19 protein-coding genes are annotated in these 17,998 nt (G+C 46.8%); 17 read left to right on the top strand and 2 right to left on the bottom strand.

The genetic code is table 11. The features are described from left to right. Positions 1 to 5: 5 nt before the first annotated feature. Together flgM and flgA are read right to left on the bottom strand one after the other, a co-directional pair. Positions 6 to 329, bottom strand: coding sequence for a flagellar biosynthesis anti-sigma factor FlgM (flgM, locus tag DN599_RS04340; RefSeq protein WP_110456395.1), 324 nt, complete (start codon positions 327 to 329; stop codon positions 6 to 8). 120 nt (positions 330 to 449) lie between these two features. Beyond that, positions 450 to 1,157 carry a flagellar basal body P-ring formation chaperone FlgA gene (flgA, locus tag DN599_RS04335; protein WP_110456394.1) on the bottom strand — a complete coding sequence of 236 codons (708 nt, stop codon included), beginning with the start codon at positions 1,155 to 1,157 and terminating at the stop codon, positions 450 to 452. A 199-nt stretch (positions 1,158 to 1,356) separates the two neighbouring features. Here flgA and DN599_RS04330 point away from each other — a divergent pair, with 199 nt between their 5' ends. The 17 genes from DN599_RS04330 (at position 1,357) to fliD (ending at position 17,984) form a co-directional block, all read left to right on the top strand. Next, positions 1,357 to 2,277, top strand: coding sequence for a chemotaxis protein CheV (locus DN599_RS04330; protein ID WP_110456393.1), 921 nt, complete (start codon positions 1,357 to 1,359; stop codon positions 2,275 to 2,277). Between the two features lie 146 nt (positions 2,278 to 2,423). Next, positions 2,424 to 3,257, top strand: coding sequence for a CheR family methyltransferase (locus DN599_RS04325; protein ID WP_110456392.1), 834 nt, complete (start codon positions 2,424 to 2,426; stop codon positions 3,255 to 3,257). 146 nt (positions 3,258 to 3,403) lie between these two features. Next, positions 3,404 to 3,802 (top strand): flagellar basal body rod protein FlgB, encoded by a 399-nt coding sequence (gene flgB, locus DN599_RS04320; RefSeq protein WP_110456391.1) that lies wholly within the window; start codon positions 3,404 to 3,406, stop codon positions 3,800 to 3,802. Positions 3,803 to 3,804: 2 nt separating this feature from the next. Continuing rightward, positions 3,805 to 4,224, top strand: a complete 420-nt coding sequence (gene flgC / locus DN599_RS04315; protein WP_110456390.1) for a flagellar basal body rod protein FlgC — start codon at positions 3,805 to 3,807, stop codon at positions 4,222 to 4,224. Between the two features lie 73 nt (positions 4,225 to 4,297). After that, positions 4,298 to 5,017 (top strand): flagellar hook assembly protein FlgD, encoded by a 720-nt coding sequence (flgD, locus tag DN599_RS04310; RefSeq protein ID WP_275426000.1) that lies wholly within the window; start codon positions 4,298 to 4,300, stop codon positions 5,015 to 5,017. A gap of 62 nt (positions 5,018 to 5,079) precedes the next feature. Beyond that, on the top strand, positions 5,080 to 6,441 hold the full coding sequence (flgE, locus tag DN599_RS04305; protein WP_110456388.1) for a flagellar hook protein FlgE: 1,362 nt from the start codon (positions 5,080 to 5,082) through the stop codon (positions 6,439 to 6,441). Between the two features lie 191 nt (positions 6,442 to 6,632). Continuing rightward, on the top strand, positions 6,633 to 7,376 hold the full coding sequence (gene flgF, locus DN599_RS04300; protein ID WP_110456387.1) for a flagellar basal-body rod protein FlgF: 744 nt from the start codon (positions 6,633 to 6,635) through the stop codon (positions 7,374 to 7,376). Positions 7,377 to 7,386: 10 nt separating this feature from the next. Continuing rightward, positions 7,387 to 8,175: a flagellar basal-body rod protein FlgG gene (gene flgG, locus DN599_RS04295; RefSeq protein ID WP_110456386.1), complete on the top strand. Its 789-nt coding sequence runs from the start codon at positions 7,387 to 7,389 to the stop codon at positions 8,173 to 8,175. A 9-nt stretch (positions 8,176 to 8,184) separates the two neighbouring features. After that, entirely contained in the window at positions 8,185 to 8,862 is a 678-nt protein-coding gene (gene flgH / locus DN599_RS04290) for a flagellar basal body L-ring protein FlgH (protein WP_110456385.1), read from the top strand. 11 nt (positions 8,863 to 8,873) lie between these two features. After that, positions 8,874 to 9,965, top strand: a complete 1,092-nt coding sequence (locus DN599_RS04285) for a flagellar basal body P-ring protein FlgI (protein WP_110456384.1) — start codon at positions 8,874 to 8,876, stop codon at positions 9,963 to 9,965. 17 nt (positions 9,966 to 9,982) lie between these two features. Then, a complete protein-coding gene (gene flgJ / locus DN599_RS04280) occupies positions 9,983 to 10,969 on the top strand; it encodes a flagellar assembly peptidoglycan hydrolase FlgJ (RefSeq protein ID WP_110456383.1) in 987 nt (328 codons plus the stop codon). 40 nt (positions 10,970 to 11,009) lie between these two features. Further along, positions 11,010 to 12,923, top strand: a complete 1,914-nt coding sequence (flgK, locus tag DN599_RS04275) for a flagellar hook-associated protein FlgK (RefSeq protein ID WP_110456382.1) — start codon at positions 11,010 to 11,012, stop codon at positions 12,921 to 12,923. Positions 12,924 to 12,934: 11 nt separating this feature from the next. Next, the gene (flgL, locus tag DN599_RS04270) at positions 12,935 to 14,125 is read left to right on the top strand and encodes a flagellar hook-associated protein FlgL (RefSeq protein WP_110456381.1); all 1,191 of its coding nucleotides are present in this window, start codon (positions 12,935 to 12,937) and stop codon (positions 14,123 to 14,125) included. Between the two features lie 85 nt (positions 14,126 to 14,210). Further along, the gene (locus DN599_RS04265; RefSeq protein ID WP_110456380.1) at positions 14,211 to 15,032 is read left to right on the top strand and encodes a flagellin N-terminal helical domain-containing protein; all 822 of its coding nucleotides are present in this window, start codon (positions 14,211 to 14,213) and stop codon (positions 15,030 to 15,032) included. Positions 15,033 to 15,280: 248 nt separating this feature from the next. After that, positions 15,281 to 16,099 (top strand): flagellin N-terminal helical domain-containing protein, encoded by an 819-nt coding sequence (locus DN599_RS04260; RefSeq protein ID WP_110456379.1) that lies wholly within the window; start codon positions 15,281 to 15,283, stop codon positions 16,097 to 16,099. A 96-nt stretch (positions 16,100 to 16,195) separates the two neighbouring features. Next, the gene (locus DN599_RS04255) at positions 16,196 to 16,576 is read left to right on the top strand and encodes a flagellar protein FlaG (RefSeq protein WP_110456378.1); all 381 of its coding nucleotides are present in this window, start codon (positions 16,196 to 16,198) and stop codon (positions 16,574 to 16,576) included. Between the two features lie 34 nt (positions 16,577 to 16,610). Further along, positions 16,611 to 17,984, top strand: coding sequence for a flagellar filament capping protein FliD (gene fliD, locus DN599_RS04250; RefSeq protein ID WP_110456377.1), 1,374 nt, complete (start codon positions 16,611 to 16,613; stop codon positions 17,982 to 17,984). The last annotated feature ends 14 nt before the right edge of the window (positions 17,985 to 17,998 follow it).

Genomic DNA, 17,998 nt, shown 5'->3' with positions numbered 1-17,998 from the left:
ACAGCTTAATTAAGATCCTTTAGTTCATTTTCAAACTGCGCAATATTACTGGCCAGTTTGTCGGCATCAATTTTGTAGCGACCTTCAGCAATGGCCGCTTTGATCTGTTCGACTTTTTTAGTGTCGATTTCAGGTAAGCTGTTCAATTTGGCTTGGGCACTTTGCAGTTGCTGCGCCTGAGGCGTTATCGATACCGAGTCACTTTTTACGGTTTTAGCCATAGTGGTTTCGGGCGATACGGCCTGGTTTTTTGCCGATGACTTATCGGTTGTCGGCGTGGCGACTCGATTGTTAGTGCTTGTATTTATATGCTTTATATCTATAGCCATAATAGGTTCCAACGTTACTTAGTGAGATCAACATAACTGTATATCGGCGTTCACTGTTAAAGCTTTAGGAGAATTTGCTGGTGATCAATAAAAAATGCCCATCGAGTGGGTCATGTGGTACTACATCCTAACCTCAACCGCGCCGACCCCGATAACGTTTGCATCTACCATTTTCTGTGAGTTACTGTTTCTAACCTGAATTCTATCGCCTAAGTTACCATCACGTAAGGCCTCACCGATAGTTTTTATCTCAAAATTGGCCGTGCGGGCAAAAATAGACACCATGTCGCCTTTGCATACAAAGCAAAGGTTACTGCTAAACAGGGTTTGATTGGCGGCAATTCTACGTTTTACTCGGGTACCTGTGACCTGTGCGGGATCATCAAATTGTTGGCCACGTAAATTACTCTGCTCGACATAGGCGAGCGTCACCTGCTCCGCGTCAATTAGCTCGCCTGGCCCCAAGGTTTGTGTGGCCACAACCACAGGGTAAAGAATGTCGACTCTTACCGATATGTAAATTTGCCAAGGGTATTGTAGCTCTGGGGTTTCGCAACTGACTTTAACTGTGTTATTACGGCCTATTGCGCGATCGCTGGCGACCTCAACGCTTAGCGCTGAACTGCAAGCAGGTGGGCTGACTCTGGTGTCTAAGCTTTGCGGCGTAATATTGACCCTTGCATCACTTGGGGCTTCAATTTTATTTTCAATTGCCGCTATAGCTAATCGTGATATCGTCGATAAAGAGGGTACACTTGGCTCATCTGCACCGAAACTTGGGCAAGAGAAGAGTAAAGCGATGAAAAAGTACACAGTATTTACTTTCATAATGATTAGACTAGCTTGAACGGCCAGATTGCACCTATACTTCGTTGTGGCCCGTACCTTTAGACATTTTTTTCATAGAAATTAGTGTCATAAATTTGACGAGTTTGGGCCTGGTTATCATTCAAATTTATTAAAGCAATTAGCATGCCTATACTTATAGTAACTATGGGTGGGGAAGCTTTCACAAGGCAAAGGCATTATGTCGAGTATTCTTGATTCAGTAAATAAACGCACTCAACTCGTGGGGCAAAACCGCTTAGAGCTTCTCCTGTTCAAATTAAACGGTCGGCAACGATTTGGTATTAACGTGTTTAAAGTTAAAGAGGTGCTACAGTGCCCTCCATTAACCGCGTTACCAAAGCTAAATCCAGTGGTTAGAGGTGTCGCTCATATTCGTGGCAAGACGATCTCTGTGATTGATTTAAGCGCAGCGACGGGTGGTCGCCCGATTGAAAACACCGACGAGTGTTTTATTATCATTTCTGAATATAATCGCAGCGTACAGGGGTTCTTAGTTAAATCTGTTGAGCGCATCATCAATATGAACTGGGAAGCCATCATGCCACCACCGCAAGGTGCGGGGCGGTATTCTTACTTAACTGCCGTCACCGAGATTGAAGGTGAGCTGGTTGAGATCCTTGATGTGGAGAAAATCCTCGATGAGATCTCACCCGTTAAGACGCAGATAAGCCAAGAAATGGATGATAAGTTAACCATAGATAGAGACCGCCACTATCATATTATGGTGATTGATGATTCAACGGTTGCACGAAAGCAAATAATTAGGGCGCTTGAGTCATTAAACCTGCAAATCGATACCGCTAAAGATGGCCGTGATGCTCTCAACCAATTAGAGGCGATGGCGGAAAATATGGATAATGTGGCTCATGAGCTCCCATTAATTATTTCTGATATTGAGATGCCAGAGATGGATGGCTACACCTTAACTGCAGAGATTAGGGATAACCCTAAGCTTAAAGATATTAAGGTGGTGCTTCATACTTCACTCAGTGGTGTATTCAATCAGGCCATGGTCGAAAAAGTGGGCGCCAATGATTTTATCGCTAAGTTTAATCCAGATGAACTGGCGGCCGCGGTGAATAAGCACCTTAGTTTGTAAATTGAGCGTCGTCATACAAGCTCCTAACTTTGAGTAGTTTATGCTTGTCTCAGTAGGTTCGCTAATGTATAACGCTTGGCTGTTTAATACTTGCTATAGTAGTGTATGTTGTAGCCTGTTTTATTTTTTGAGATTGGGATATCTAGGTGCCGAATAAATCACTTGCAGAAGCTGAGTACAACCAATTTAGATTATTTCTGGAACAACACAGCGGGATCGTGCTGGGTGAAAATAAGCAGTATTTAGTTCGTAGTCGCTTGGCACCATTAATGGGGAAATATAACCTTCCGTCATTATCAGAGGTGGTCAAACATTCGATGAAGCCGACGGAGCGGCAGTTAAGGGCTGAGGTTATCGATGCGATGACCACTAATGAAACCTTATGGTTTAGGGATCGTTATCCGTTCGAGTTGCTCGCAAATAACTTGTTGCCTGAGTACACTCGTTTGGGGCGTCCACTTAAAATATGGTCGGCGGCGTGCTCATCAGGGCAAGAGCCTTATTCGTTAGCTATGACGATTTTAGAATATCAACAGCGTAAACCAGGGGCATTACCGGGTGGCGCATCGATATTGGCCACCGATTTATCACCATCTATGTTAGACAGGTGTAAAGCGGCGCAATATGATAACTTGGCGCTGGCAAGGGGCTTATCTGATGAGCGTAAGCGGCAGTTTTTTGCTCCGACCATACCAGGCTCTATGGTTGTCAAAGACAATGTAAAGCGTTTAGTTAATTTCAGAGCCCATAATTTGCTTGAAAGTTATACCTTACTGGGTAAGTTTGACATTATATTTTGTCGCAATGTACTCATCTACTTTGCGCCTGAGGCAAAGGCCAAAATATTGCGGCAATTTGCTGCCGCTTTGAACCCCAAAGGGATCTTATTTCTTGGCGCTTCGGAGTCGATTGCCGGATTAACTGAAGAGTTTGAGATGGTGCGCTGTAATCCTGGCATCTATTATCAAAAACGTGGTTAGTCTTTACCGCCTGATTTAACTAAAATGCCAGCAATAAGCTGGCATTTTTTATCTTTATGTTTTTTTATTAACCACTTCCTTCTCTTTCTCTCTTGTTTGGCATAACAATTGCTTTGTTGTTGGTATCTGTATGAGGAGGCAATTTTATGGCGATTAGTTTTGATAAAGCATTAGGTGTGCATCAATTCACCTTGGGTGTGCGTTCAACGCGTGCGCAGGTTATCTCATCTAATATTGCCAATGCCGATACTCCTCATTATAAAGCCAAAGATCTCGATTTCGATAAGGCATTGCAAGCCGCTCGCAGTCGGCAAGGGGGGTTAGCCATGAGTCGCAGTGATGAGCGTCATTTCGATTTAGCGGCCTTAAGCCAACAACATGTAAGTTATCGCGTGCCCAATCAGCCCGATACTGGTGATGGCAATACTGTCGATATTCAGCAAGAGCAGTCTGAGTTTATGCAAAATGCCTTAGAGTATCAGATGTCGTTAGGGTTTCTTGACAGTAAGTTTGCTGGATTGAAAAAAGCACTTAAAGGAAATTAATGATGAGCTTATTTAATATCTTTGATGTTTCTGGATCAGGTATGTCGGCGCAATCGATCCGCCTCAATACCACGGCAAGTAACATTGCCAATGCCGACTCGGTTTCCAGTAGCATCGACCAGACTTACCGTGCTCGTCATCCTGTATTTGAAGCGGAAATGGCCAAAGCCAGTCATCAACAGCAAACCTCACAGTCGGTTAAAGTGGCGGGCATTGTCGAAAGTGATAAGCCGCTGCAGAAAGAATACTCTCCTGATCACCCGTTGGCAGATGCCGATGGTTTTATTTACAAACCCAATGTGAATGTGATGGAGGAGATGGCTAACATGATCTCTGCATCGCGCTCTTACCAAATGAACGTACAAGTTGCTGAAGCGGCCAAGTCTATGCTGCAACAGACTTTACGAATCGGCAAATCTTAGGAGGTAATTAGTGAGCCTCATTAACCCGTTAAGCAGCCAGTCACCCCTTAGCAGCGATAAGCAAAGTGGGCAGATCACGCCGCAATCAAACAGCAGATCGAGTGCCGTCACCGAATCTACGGGAAATCCGTTTCTAGACAGTATTCGTTTGCCTGAGGAATCCACGATTCCTGAGGCAAATAACCAAGAGCTGACTCAAGATGATTTTTTCTCTTTATTGAGCCAACAATTGTCGATGCAAGATCCATTTAAGCCTGTAGATAATGACCAGATGATTGCGCAGATGGCTTCATTTTCGACCGTCGATGGGATCGGTAAACTCAATGAGGAGATTGTCAACCTCAACGCTGTGATGACTTCGAGTCAGGCACTCCAAGCCTCGGGCTTGGTTGGGCAGAAAGTACTGATTCCGTCAGATACTGGCCATATTTCTGCTGAAGATCCGCACCTAAAAGGGATCGTCAGTACGCCAGAGGCTATCGATGACATTACCGTGCGCATAGAAGATGAAAAAGGTCAGTTGATCAAAACCTTTACCGTCGATGGCAGCGCAGGCGGCAATATTGATGTTAGCTGGGATGGCCTTGATAAAGATGGCGAGCCGGTGGCCAGTGGTAATTACTCGATAAAGGCGTCTGGCAGAGTGGATGGTAAAAGTGAAGACCTTGCGGTATCGACTTACGCACATGTGACCAGCGTGTCACTGGGTACGGCAAGCACAGGCGCAATTTTAAACCTTAGGGGCATAGGGGGTATCAAGATTGGTGATGTACTCGCCGTCTCTGAAACCTAGATAAAGCTTACGTTAGGGCATAACGTCCACGACAACAAACAGAAATTTTAATGAGGTGATTTATGTCATTTAACATTGCATTGAGTGGTATCTCCGCGGCCCAAAAAGATCTTAATACCACGGCGAACAATATTGCCAACGTCAATACGGTTGGTTTTAAAGAGTCTCGCGCTGAGTTTGCCGACGTGTACGCCAACTCCATTTTTACTAACAGCAAAACGGCAGTGGGTGGTGGTGTGAACACATCACAAGTGGCGCAGCAGTTCCATCAGGGGAGCATGCAAATTACCAGTAACGCCCTTGATATGGCGATTAATGGCGGTGGTTTTTTTGTGACCTCATCAGAAGTGGGCTCACAAGATATGTCTTATACTCGCGCTGGTGCGTTTAAAGTGGATGAAAATAACTACCTAGTTAACTCATCGGGTAACTTCTTGCAGACATTTCCAGTCGATAAAGGCGGTAACTCAACATCGGTGAGTTTAACCACCACCAAGCCAGTGAAAATTCCCGATACGGCAGGTCAGCCACAGAAAACTAATGATGTGGGTATTCAGATGAACCTTAATGCCGCTGAAGAGACGCTCGATCCTGCTAATTTTGACCCGACTAAGCCTGAGACATTTAATCGATCGACATCGGTAACCATATATGACTCATTAGGTGAGCCACAAATTTTGACGACTTACTTTGTCCGCCCACCCGAAGCGGCGCACAATGGTGAGAGTAATTGGGTGGCGTTTTATGCCGTCGATGGTAAACAGGTCGATATTGCTGGCCCTGTAGCGACTTATGGGCGTGATACTACAGGTGATGGTACTGCCGATGCTACGGGTAACGCAGAAAATGCCAGCGGTTGGAAAGGTTCGGTATTGTCCTTTAATGACACAGGTACTTATACCGGCAGCGATCCTGCAGTGATACAGACCGAAGAACTCGGTGTTGGCGGGGCTAATGTATTAGGCCCTGGTACTGACGGCACGCAAACCTTGACAGTCAACTTTAATAATCCAACGCAATATTCATCGGCTTTTGAGGTGACAGAGCTGAGCCAAGATGGCACCACAGTTGGCCGTTTAACCAATGTTGAAGTGGGTGCCGATGGGCTGATCAATGCCAGTTACAGTAACGGCTCTACGGTTGCGTTAGCCCGCGTGGCATTGGCACGTTTTTCAAATGAGCAAGGCTTAACTCAGGTGGGTAATACGTCGTGGAAAGCCAGTTTAGATTCTGGTCCAGCGTTAGCTGGTGAGGCCAATAGTGGTACGTTTGGTGGTATTCGCTCGTCAGCACTGGAACAATCCAACGTTGATTTGACCACTGAATTGGTTGATTTAATCTCTGCACAACGTAACTTCCAGGCTAACTCTCGTACCTTAGAGATTAATAATACGTTGCAACAAACGGTACTTCAGATCCGTTAATCATTGACTCGGGTTAAGTGTGTTGCCGCCACGGCAACGCACTGCCGCTTTTAGCTGAAGTTCTCCTCTTCCCACATTATTTACCTTCGCATCCCATTGATCTTCCACTCCCATTGATACTATCCGTTGGCACGATGATTGCTTGATACTGTAATACGACAGTTTTAGTTGAAACATTGACGGAGCAGCAAGTGGATAAATTACTTTATGTCGCCATGAGTGGCGCCAAGCAGAATATGCATTCGCTGGCGGTACGTGCGAACAACCTTGCTAATGCTAATACCGATGGTTTTAAGTCAGACTTAGAGCAAGCTCGATCCATGCAGGCCTTTGGTGAGGGCTTGCCGACACGGGTGTTTTCGATGACAGAAAGCCCATCGGCTAACTTTGCCAGCGGACCGTTAAAAACCACTGGCCGTGATCTGGATGTTGCCGTAAAAGGCGATGGTTGGATTGCCGTACAGGGGGCTGACGGTGGCGAAGCCTATACTCGCTCTGGCAGTTTAAGCATAGATAACACTGGGTTGCTGCGAAACGACCGTGGTAATCCCATTATGGGGGATGCCGGCCCTATCGTATTGCCGCTGCCTATCGAAAAAGTCGAAATCGCCCAAGATGGCATTATTTCGGTGCGCCCTTTAGGGGCGACAGCGGAAGTGATTGAAGAGGTTGGGCGGATCAAGCTCGTTAACCCAGGTAACCAAAATTTAATGCGTGGAGAAGATGGCTTGTTCCGTCAAATCTCTGGCGAAATCGCACCTGCCAATGCGCAGGTGTTTGTAGAGAGTGGCGCCGTTGAGGGCAGTAATGTGAATGCTGTCGATGAAATGGTGTCGTTAATCGATTTGCAGCGTCAGTTTGAGATGCAGGTCAAGATGATGAAAACGGCCGAAGAGATGGATCAAGCCTCTTCGACATTAATGCGCATTAGTTAGGAGATAGATTATGCATCCCGCGTTATGGATCAGTAAAACAGGCTTAGATGCTCAACAAACCGATATTTCGGTTATCTCTAACAACGTGGCTAATGCGAGCACCATTGGCTACAAGAAAAGCCGCGCCGTATTTGAAGACTTGCTTTATCAAACAGTTAACCAAGCTGGTGGCATCAGTGCCTCTAACACCAAATTGCCCAATGGCCTGAATATCGGTGCGGGTACCAAAGTGGTGGCGACGCAAAAGATGTTCACCCAAGGCAACATGCTAACCACGGATAACTCACTCGATTTAATGATTGAAGGCCCCGGCTTTTTTGAAGTGCAGATGCCAGATGGCACCGCGGCCTATACGCGTAATGGCCAGTTCACCCTAGATGATACTGGTCAAATCGTTACCCCAGGCTCAGGTTATGTGTTGCAGCCGGCGATCACCATTCCAGATGACGCCACCAGTATCACAGTGTCGGCAGAAGGGGAGGTCTCGGTAAAAACCCCGGGTGCGGCCGAAAACCAAGTGGTGGGCCAGTTAGCCATGTCCGATTTTATTAATCCAAGTGGGTTAGATCCTATGGGGCAAAACCTCTACACCGAAACTGGCGCGAGCGGTGCACCGATTCAAGGAACGGCCTCTTTAGATGGCATGGGCGCGATTCGTCAAGGTGCATTGGAAACCTCTAACGTCAATGTTACCGAAGAGCTGGTTAACTTAATTGAGAGTCAGCGAATTTATGAGATGAACTCCAAAGTGATCTCAGCCGTCGATCAGATGTTGTCTTACGTTAACCAGAATTTGTAGAGGCTTAATATGACTAAGTATCTCATATTGGTGGCTGCCATCGCCTTAGCGGGGTGTAGCTCAACTAGCAATAATAAGCCGATTGCTGACGACCCCTATTATGCGCCTGTTTACCCAGAAGCCCCACCAACCAAGGTGGCAGCAACAGGGTCTATGTATCAAGACAGTCAGGCATCGGGATTGTATTCCGATATCAAAGCATTAAAAGTGGGCGACATCATCACGGTGATTTTGCAAGAGTCGACCCAAGCGTCCAAGAGCGCTAATAATGAGATTAAAAAAGGCTCAGATCTTAGTCTCGACCCCATTTATGCGGGTGGTGGTAATGTCACCATCAAGGGCGTACCTATCGATTTACGCTATAAAGACAGCTTTAACACTAAGCGAGAGTCAGACGCCGATCAGAGCAACAGCCTGTCAGGCAGTATCTCGGCCAATGTGATGCAGGTGCTCAATAATGGCAACTTGGTGATCCGCGGTGAGAAATGGATCACCATTAATAACGGCGATGAATTTGTGCGAGTGACCGGCATTGTACGTTCGCAAGATATTCGTCCCGACAACACGATTGACTCGCAGCGCGTTGCTAATGCGCGTATTCAATACAGTGGGACAGGCACCTTTGCCGATGCACAAAAAGTGGGTTGGTTAGGGAAGTTTTTCATGAGTGATTGGTGGCCTTTTTAGGAAGTAATATCATGAAAGTTAGAATTATTTTACTTTGTGCTCTGACCCTGTTTTCTTCAATAAGCTTTGCCCAGCGCATAAAAGACATTGCCAATGTGCAAGGGGTGAGAGATAACCAACTCATTGGTTATGGTCTCGTGGTCGGTTTGCCCGGTACCGGTGAAAAGACCCGTTATACCGAGCAGACATTTAAAACCATGCTGAAAAATTTCGGCATTAATCTACCGGATAACTTTAGACCCAAGATTAAAAACGTCGCGGTGGTTGCCGTGCACGCTAATATGCCGCCCTTTATTAAGCCGGGGCAAACCTTAGATGTTACGGTATCGAGCTTAGGTGAAGCTAAAAGCCTACGCGGCGGCACCCTAATACAAACCTTTCTAAAAGGAGTCGATGGTAATGTTTACGCCATCGCTCAGGGCAGCATGGTCGTCAGTGGCTTTAGTGCCGAAGGACTCGATGGCTCAAAAGTGATCCAAAATACCCCAACCGTTGGGCGTATTCCCAATGGCGCGATTGTTGAACGCACGGTGGCGACCCCATTTTCAACAGGCGATCATCTGACCTTTAACTTACGCCGTGCCGATTTCTCAACGGCTAAGCGTTTAGCCGATGCCATCAATGGCTTACTTGGTCCAGGCATGGCCCGAGCGCTTGATGCCGCTTCGGTACAAGTGAGTGCACCGCGTGATGTGTCACAAAGGGTGTCATTTTTAGCCACGCTGGAAAATATCAACGTTGAGCCCGCATCTGAGTCGGCCAAGGTTATCGTTAATTCTCGCACCGGCACCATAGTTGTAGGAGCAGACGTGCGTTTGTTGCCTGCCGCAGTCACCCACGGTGGTTTGACGGTCACTATTGCTGAGGCGACCCAAGTGTCACAGCCCAACCCCTTAGCGGGTGGCGAAACTGTCGTCACCAGTAACAGCACTATCGATGTGTCTGAAGAAGATAACCGTATGTTTTTGTTTAACCCAGGTACCACCCTCGACGAACTCGTTAGGGCGGTTAACTTGGTTGGCGCGGCGCCATCGGATGTACTGGCAATTCTCGAAGCGTTAAAAGTGGCAGGCGCTTTGCATGGAGAGCTTATCATCATCTAATTTTTGTCGGGTTGACTATGGAAAAGCTGTCACATTCATCGCACTTTATGGACATCGGGGGGCTAGACTCCCTGCGTGCCAAAGCACAAAAAGATGATAAGTCAGCTCTGAAGGAAGTGGCGCAGCAGTTTGAGGGGATCTTCGTGCAAATGCTGATGCAGAGCATGCGCGACGCCAATGCAGTGTTTGAATCCGACAGCCCGATGAACAGCCAATACACTAAGTTTTACGAGCAGATGCACGATCAGCAGATGTCGGTTAACCTCTCCGACAAAGGCATGTTAGGCCTAGCCGACTTGATGGTGCAGCAGCTCGATCCTACGGCCAGTGCTTATACCCCAGCGTCAGTATTACGTGGCGGCATGCAGCAGCCTATTTCATCTAGCGTCAATATGACGGCACAGCATGTAAGCCAATCTAAGGTTTCAGCGACTCAAACTCCCTCTTTACCCGAGGCACTCGACGAGGTTGTCAGCGGCAAAGTGTTGCCATCGGCGGCGCCCATAAATGGCTTCAGTAGCCGTGATGAGTTTGTTAGTACGCTATATCCCCATGCTAAAGCGGCAGCACAATCCCTTGGCACCACGCCAGAGGTACTCATTGCCCAGTCGGCACTCGAGACTGGTTGGGGACAAAAAATGGTGCGCACCGCACAGGGTGAGCCCAGTCATAACCTATTTAATATTAAGGCCGACAAGCGCTGGCAAGGCGATAAAGCAGGCGTGAGTACCTTGGAGTTTGAACAAGGTGTTGCGGTTAAACAACGGGCCGATTTTCGCGTATATGACGGCATAAAGCAGAGTTTCGATGATTTTGTGTCATTTATATCTGAAGGGCCACGTTATCAAGCGGCCATGGATAAGGCGGCCGATCCTGCTGCGTTTGTACAAGCCCTGCAAGATGCCGGTTATGCAACCGATCCACATTACGCTGACAAAGTGATCAAGGTGATGCAATCGGTAACCAAAGGGCTGGGTTCAGCCATATCGGGAGTAACACCATGAGTCAAATTACCATTGCCCGCGCAGTAGGAGGGATTCTTTAATGTCATTGGACTTACTTAACATTGCTCGTACGGGCGTGCTGGCATCGCAGTCACAGTTGGCGATAACCAGTAATAACATCGCTAATGCCAACACTCAAGGCTACCACCGTCAAGTGGCTGAGCAGTCGAGCCTCGACTCGCAGCGTTTAGGCAATAACGTTTTTGGTGCGGGTACCTATGTGAGCGACGTTAAGCGTATTTATAACGATTACGCCGCGCGCGAACTGCGTATTGGGCAAACGGCGGTGAGTCAGGCGCAGACCACGCATGTCAAAATGGGTGAGCTCGACCAACTGTTTTCGCAGATCGGCAAATCGGTGCCGCAAGGCCTAAATGACCTGTTTGCTGGGCTAAACAGCTTGAGCGATCTTCCCGATGATTTAGGCATTCGAGGTGGTGTGCTGGGGAATGCCGAGCAACTGGCTAATGCATTAAATCAGATGAACTCTCACCTTAATGGTCAAATGCAGCAGACTAACGATCAAATCGTGGCGGTCACCGACAGGATTAATGCCATCGGCAAGGAACTTGGACATATCAACGAGGAGTTGATGAAGTCTCAAGGCGCCGACATGCAGCTGCTTGATCATCAAGATGCCTTAATCCAAGAGCTGAGCGAATATGCCACAGTCAATGTGATCCCACTGGAATCAGGCGCTAAAAGCATCATGCTTGGCGGCGCCGCCATGTTGGTGTCTGGTGAGGTGACGATGCAAGTGGGCTCGACAATGGGCGACCCATTTGGCGGTGAACTGCGGATCACTGCATCGACTGGCGACCAAAGTCTGGTGCTCGATCCCACTAAAATGGGGGGGAGTTTAGGCGCCTTATTTCAATTTAGGGATGACACCTTGATCCCTGCACAAATGGAGATGGGCCAGCTGGCCGTAGGTATCGCCGATAGCTTTAATCAAGCTCAGAGCCAAGGTTTTGATTTAAATGGCAATGTAGGCGGAAACCTCTTTTTAGATATCAACGATCCTAAGATGTCGATGGGCCGCGTAGGCGCCTATGGCAATAATACCGGAGATGCCACCCTCAAGGTCAATATCGATGATGTTGGGGCGCTTTCTGGTGGTAACTATCAGTTAAGTTTTACCGCGCCTGCAACCTATGAGCTTAAAGATAACGACAGTGGCGTCGTCACACCACTGGTGCTTAACGGTAACGAGCTCACTGGTGGCGACGGCTTTAGTATTCAAATAGCCGCAGGCACCATGGCATCGGGCGATCAGTTTGAGATCAGGCCCACAGCGGGCGCCGCAGCGGGGATTGATGTGGTGATGGGCGACCCTAAAGGCATTGCCGCTGCGGGTCCGAGTATCAATGCCGATGCGGCCAATACGGGTAGCACGAGCCTCACATTAAACAGTATGGATCCTAGCCAAGCCAATTTCCCTGGTGTTGGCGGTGAAATCACCTTTGAAATAGACACCATCACCAATAGCTATCAAGCCTTTGATGCAACAGGTGCCGTTTTAGGTGCGGGGACATTTACGCCACCTAATATTGACGCCTTTGGGATGAATTTCGATGTGCAAAACAGTACCGCCGAGGCCGGTCAGCGTTTTACCTTTGATCTCAATTTTGCCGAAGGTAATAACAATAATGCCCTTGAGATGGCCAAGTTAAACGAAGCCAAATTGATGCAGGGCGGAAGCGCCACCTTAAGTGATGTGTATGAGTCGACTAAATTAGCCGTGGGTGGCAAAGCTAAATCGGCTGAGGTGGCATTAGGTTCCGCCGAGGCGATTTACGCACAGGCTTATAGCCGGGTGCAAAGCGAGTCTGGTGTAAACCTCGATGAAGAGGCCGCCAATCTAATGCGTTTTCAACAGTCTTATCAAGCATCCGCTCGGATCATGACCACAGCTGCTGAAATTTTTGACACTTTATTTAGTTCGGTGAGATAGGAGTAAAGCTGATGCGCATTTCAACGGCACAGATGTTTAACCAAAGTATTACCAGTGTGTTAGACAGGCAATCATCGACCAGTAAAATCTTAGAGCAACTATCAAGTGGTAAGCGAGTCAATACCGCAGGTGACGATCCGGTTGCCGCTATTGGCATCGATAACCTTAACCAAAAAAATGCCTTAGTCGATCAGTTTATGAAAAATATCGACTATGCCAATAACCGTTTGTCATTGACCGAAAGTAAGCTTGGCAGCGCCGAGACATTGACGGGATCGGTTCGAGAACAAGTGTTGCGTGCAGCAAATGGCGGTTTAGAAGATTCCGAGCGGCAAATGATTGCCGTTGAACTGCGCACAACCTTAGAAGAGTTGGTGGCGATTGCCAATACCCAAGATGAATCGGGCAATTATCTATTTGGTGGCTTCGAAACGGGTAAGCAACCGTTCAGTTTCGATGCCGCAGGCAATGTGGTTTACAACGGCGATAGCGGCGTACGTGATGCGGTGGTCGCATCGGGCGTCACCTTAGGTACTAATATTCCGGGCGATCAGGCATTTATGAATGCGCCATCAGGATTAGGCGATTTCAGTGTCAATTATTTGGCAAGCCAAGTCGGTGATTTTAATGTTAACAGCGCCAGTATTACCGACCCTGCAGCTTATGTTGAAGACAGTTACACCTTCACCATGGTGGGCGGCGATCTCGAGGTGAGAGACTCAAGCGCTGCGTTGGTGACTACGGTATCGCCTTTTGACCCGTCCACCCCTGTAAGTGTTAATGGTATTGAGGTTTCTCTCTCTGACATGCCTGAAAATGGCGACAGTTTTACCATAAATCCCCAAAGTGAAGTCAGTATTTTCGACACCATTAATCAAGCTATTTCCTTGATAGAAGATCCGAATAAAATAAATACGCCCCAAGGAAGATCAGAGTTGGCACAGGTATTGAATGATGTCGATAGTGGTGTAAATCAAATCAGTATTGCTCGAGGTCAATCGGGCACTCATTTGAAAAGTCTAGAGAGTCACAGTTCGGCCCATGTTGAAGAGAAGTTAGTCAACAGTTCGGCGTTATCGATGCTCGAAGATTTAGATTATGCCTCTGCTATTACAGAGCTCGAAAGACAGCAATTAGCGTTAAATGCGGTGTCGAGTGTGTTTAGCAAAGTCGGGTCGACGACACTATTTGACTATATCTAACGAGGCTCATCTCGGTAGATGTTAACTCAGGATTTTTTAGCCAAGCTCAGCGTCTTGGCAGTGCAACCAAGAAGAGGAAAACACAATGGCTATTACAGTAAATACTAACGTTACATCAATGAAGGCGCAGAAAAACCTCAACACCTCATCTCAAGGGTTGGCAACGTCAATGGAGCGTTTGTCTAGTGGTTTGCGGATCAACAGCGCTAAAGATGATGCGGCAGGTCTAGCCATCTCGAACCGATTGAATTCGCAGGTACGTGGTTTAGAGGTGGGTATGCGTAACGCCAATGATGCCATCTCTATCGCACAGATTGCCGAAGGCGCGATGCAAGAGCAAACTAACATGTTGCAGCGGATGCGTGATTTGACTGTCCAGTCTGAAAACGGTGCCAACAGTACCGACGATTTGCTTGCACTAAAAGCAGAGATGGATCAGCTAGCCGATGAAATTAATGAAATTGGTAATAATACCGCCTTTGGTAACACTAAACTGTTAAGCGGTGGTTTTGCTGCGGGCAAAACCTTCCAGGTGGGTCACCAAGATGGCGAAGACATTACCATTTCAGTGGGTAAAACCGATAAGGTCAGTCTATCAGTAGGTGCTTTGGCTAATGCTTCAGCAGGTGATCGTAAGTCGGCATTAGACAAGATTGATGCAGCCATTAATACTATCGATACCCAGCGCGCTAAATTGGGTGCGGTGCAAAACCGTTTAGCACATAACATCAGTAACAGTGCCAATACTCAAGCGAATGTTGCCGATGCTAAGAGTCGTATTGTGGATGTGGATTTCGCCAAAGAGACCGCCACTATGACCAAGAATCAGGTACTACAGCAAACCGGTTCTGCCATGTTAGCTCAGGCGAATCAGTTGCCTCAGGTTGCCTTATCATTATTAGGCTAATGGCTATCAATAAGATAAATTTAGGTTAAATGGAGTCGCAAGTGTCGGCTCCATTTAACCTATTTATTCGTGTAACAATGATATTTTTAAATACTAAATTCAATGCATTAATTGAATTTAGTATTTTTTTTAAAAAAAAGCTAAAGATTAAAATCCTCGTGCCGTTACATTTACTGTAACCAATTAGCTCCGCCTGGCTCAAATCAGACAGGCAAGTGATTAAGTCAGGCACAGTAGAGGAAACGATAATGGCTATTACAGTAAATACAAACGTTACATCGATGAAAGCTCAAAAGAACTTGAATCAGTCTAGTGGTAACCTAGCGACCTCTATGGAGCGTCTATCAAGTGGTTTGCGTATTAACAGTGCAAAAGATGATGCTGCCGGTCTGGCCATCTCTAACCGTCTAGATTCTCAGGTTCGTGGTCTTGAAGTGGGTATGCGTAACGCTAACGATGCGATCTCTATTGCACAGATTGCTGAAGGCGCGATGCAAGAACAGACTAACATGTTACAACGTATGCGTGACTTGACAGTACAAGCAGAAAACGGTGCCAACAGTACTGATGATCTAACTGCACTGCAGGCTGAAATGGATGCCTTGGCCACCGAGATTGATGAAATTGGTAGCAATACCGCTTTTGGTAACACAAAATTATTAGCCGGTGGCTTTTCTAACGGTAAATCGTTCCAAGTGGGTCACCAAGATGGTGAAGATATCACTCTTTCTGTGGCAACAACAAACAAGACGACCCTATCTCTTGCTGCATTAGCTAATGCTTCAGCTGGTGATAGAGCGAGTGCGCTGAAGAAAATTGACTCTGCGATTCAAACTATCGACAGTCAACGCGCCGACTTAGGTGCGGTGCAAAACCGTCTCTCTTACAACATCAGTAACAGCGCTAACACGCAGGCCAACGTTTCAGATGCTAAGAGTCGTATTGTGGATGTGGATTTCGCCAAAGAAACCTCCGCAATGACTAAAAACCAGGTACTACAGCAAACGGGTTCAGCCATGTTAGCGCAAGCTAACCAGTTGCCACAGGTTGCGCTATCGTTACTATAACGAGCCTAGGTTAAGCATTGATACGATAAGGGAGGTTCGGCAACGAGCCTCCCTTTCGTGGTTTTAAGCAACAAGGTGAAATAGAGGGTTATCGTTATGGATATTAATATGGTTAACTCAGCTACTCTTGCTCCGACTAAAGTGGATGTAGATCATGCGGCGACCAAACCTAGTCAGCAGGATGTTGAATTAGATACTCGCTCTGCCATTAATGCGGTAGAAGCAGCAGAAGAGATACCTGCAGCACAAGCTGAACCAGAGCATCTGCAAGGCGTTGTCGATGAGCTGTCTGACATGATGTCGCTGATGCGAAAAGGGTTGGCATTTAAAATAGATGAAGACTCTGGCACGAATATTGTAAGCGTTATGGATATAGATTCTGGTGATATCATTCGTCAAATTCCTAATGAAGAAGCCCTAGAATTGGCGCAAAAATTGTCGGAAGTGACAGGTTTACTAATGAAAACTGAAGTCTAAGGCTTTAGAACATCATAATTAAGTTGAGGTATTTATGGCATTAACAGCAACGGGAATTGGCTCAGGACTCGATATCAACACGATTGTCGGCGTACTCGTTGATGCCGAAAAAGTGCCTAAAGAAGCGATCTTTAATAAGAAAGAAGATGCGCTTGAAGCGCAGGTTTCTGCCATTGGTACGTTAAAGAGTGCTTTGTCTAAGTTTCAAGATGCCTTAGAAAAACTTAAAGATGGTAATAGTGTAAACCAGCGCAAAGTCAGTACCGGTGAGAGCAATTATTTTACGGCTAGCGCCGATAAAAATGCCCAGTCGGGTAGTTATAATATAGTGGTTGAGCAACTTGCCCAGCGTCATAAGGTGGCTGGTGGCTATACCGCCGACCCTAAAGCGGCTGTGGGCGAAGGTAGTTTAGATTTTACGGTAAATGGTAACTCCTTTAGCGTTGATGTCGCGGCGGGTGATTCGCTCGATGCGATAGCCGCCAGTATTAACAATGCCGACGATAACGTCGGTGTCACAGCGACCATAGTCACCACAGATGGTGGCAGTCGCTTAGTGATAAGCTCTGACACCGAAGGTTCTGACAGTAATGTCACCGTTGCGGCGAACGATACTAGCGGGACTGGGCTTAATGATATGTTTGGCACAGGTAATTTGACCGAAGTACAAGCGGCCAAAGAAGCGATTGTGTATATCGATGGGCAAAAGTTACAGTCGCAAACCAATGAAATTAGCAATGCGATTTCTGGGGTGACCTTAAATTTAACCGATGCCGACCTGAATAAGACCTCAGTACTCAAAATTGAGCTTGATGAAGAGGCCGTTAAAGAGAATGTGCAGGGCTTCGTCGATGCCTATAACGGTTTGATTGGCACGATAGAAAAGCTATCCTCCTATGACGCGAAAGAGAAGAAAGCCGCGGCCATGCAAGGGGATTCAATGATCCGTTCTATCGAGTCGCAGATGCGCAATATGATCTCGACCCGGGTCGATACTGGCGGTGGCGGCAGTATCGCGCTTTACGATATCGGAATTGAAGCCGATCGTTATGGTAAGTTATCTGTTAATAGCACCAAGTTAGATAAAGTCATTAATGAAGATATGGGCAGTATCGAGAACCTGTTTGCCACCAAAGACACAGGTCTAGCAACACGCTTAGATACCTTAGTTGAAGGTTATGTTAAAACCAGTGGGCTGCTTAACACACGCAATAATACCTTAACAGAAGATCAGCAACGTTTAGAAGATCAGCGCGAAGCTTTCAACATGAAGATGGAGCAGCTACAGGCGCGATTATTTAAACAGTTCAATGCCATGGATTTAGTGGTGGGTAATTTAACTTCCCAAGGTAATGGCGTGATTAGCGCATTAAATTCTCTGCCAGGTGTGGTCAAGGCATCTGGTTAATTGTAAGGTTATCT

This window comes from Shewanella algidipiscicola (assembly GCF_900380485.1).
Classification (GTDB): Bacteria; Pseudomonadota; Gammaproteobacteria; order Enterobacterales; family Shewanellaceae; genus Shewanella; species Shewanella algidipiscicola.
Note: the sequence above shows the minus strand (reverse complement) of the source record. Positions and strands in the feature narration are given on the sequence as shown.

What these genes read in the sequence shown, in the direction of transcription:
- flgM (WP_110456395.1), bottom strand. Translation starts at nt 329, where the DNA reads ATGGCTATAGATATAAAGCATATAAATACAAGCACTAACAATCGAGTC.
- flgA (WP_110456394.1), bottom strand. Translation starts at nt 1,157, where the DNA reads ATGAAAGTAAATACTGTGTACTTTTTCATCGCTTTACTCTTCTCTTGC.
- DN599_RS04330 (WP_110456393.1), top strand. Translation starts at nt 1,357, where the DNA reads ATGTCGAGTATTCTTGATTCAGTAAATAAACGCACTCAACTCGTGGGG.
- flgB (WP_110456391.1), top strand. Translation starts at nt 3,404, where the DNA reads ATGGCGATTAGTTTTGATAAAGCATTAGGTGTGCATCAATTCACCTTG.
- flgC (WP_110456390.1), top strand. Translation starts at nt 3,805, where the DNA reads ATGAGCTTATTTAATATCTTTGATGTTTCTGGATCAGGTATGTCGGCG.
- flgE (WP_110456388.1), top strand. Translation starts at nt 5,080, where the DNA reads ATGTCATTTAACATTGCATTGAGTGGTATCTCCGCGGCCCAAAAAGAT.
- flgG (WP_110456386.1), top strand. Translation starts at nt 7,387, where the DNA reads ATGCATCCCGCGTTATGGATCAGTAAAACAGGCTTAGATGCTCAACAA.
- flgH (WP_110456385.1), top strand. Translation starts at nt 8,185, where the DNA reads ATGACTAAGTATCTCATATTGGTGGCTGCCATCGCCTTAGCGGGGTGT.
- DN599_RS04285 (WP_110456384.1), top strand. Translation starts at nt 8,874, where the DNA reads ATGAAAGTTAGAATTATTTTACTTTGTGCTCTGACCCTGTTTTCTTCA.
- flgJ (WP_110456383.1), top strand. Translation starts at nt 9,983, where the DNA reads ATGGAAAAGCTGTCACATTCATCGCACTTTATGGACATCGGGGGGCTA.
- flgK (WP_110456382.1), top strand. Translation starts at nt 11,010, where the DNA reads ATGTCATTGGACTTACTTAACATTGCTCGTACGGGCGTGCTGGCATCG.
- flgL (WP_110456381.1), top strand. Translation starts at nt 12,935, where the DNA reads ATGCGCATTTCAACGGCACAGATGTTTAACCAAAGTATTACCAGTGTG.
- DN599_RS04265 (WP_110456380.1), top strand. Translation starts at nt 14,211, where the DNA reads ATGGCTATTACAGTAAATACTAACGTTACATCAATGAAGGCGCAGAAA.
- DN599_RS04260 (WP_110456379.1), top strand. Translation starts at nt 15,281, where the DNA reads ATGGCTATTACAGTAAATACAAACGTTACATCGATGAAAGCTCAAAAG.
- DN599_RS04255 (WP_110456378.1), top strand. Translation starts at nt 16,196, where the DNA reads ATGGATATTAATATGGTTAACTCAGCTACTCTTGCTCCGACTAAAGTG.
- fliD (WP_110456377.1), top strand. Translation starts at nt 16,611, where the DNA reads ATGGCATTAACAGCAACGGGAATTGGCTCAGGACTCGATATCAACACG.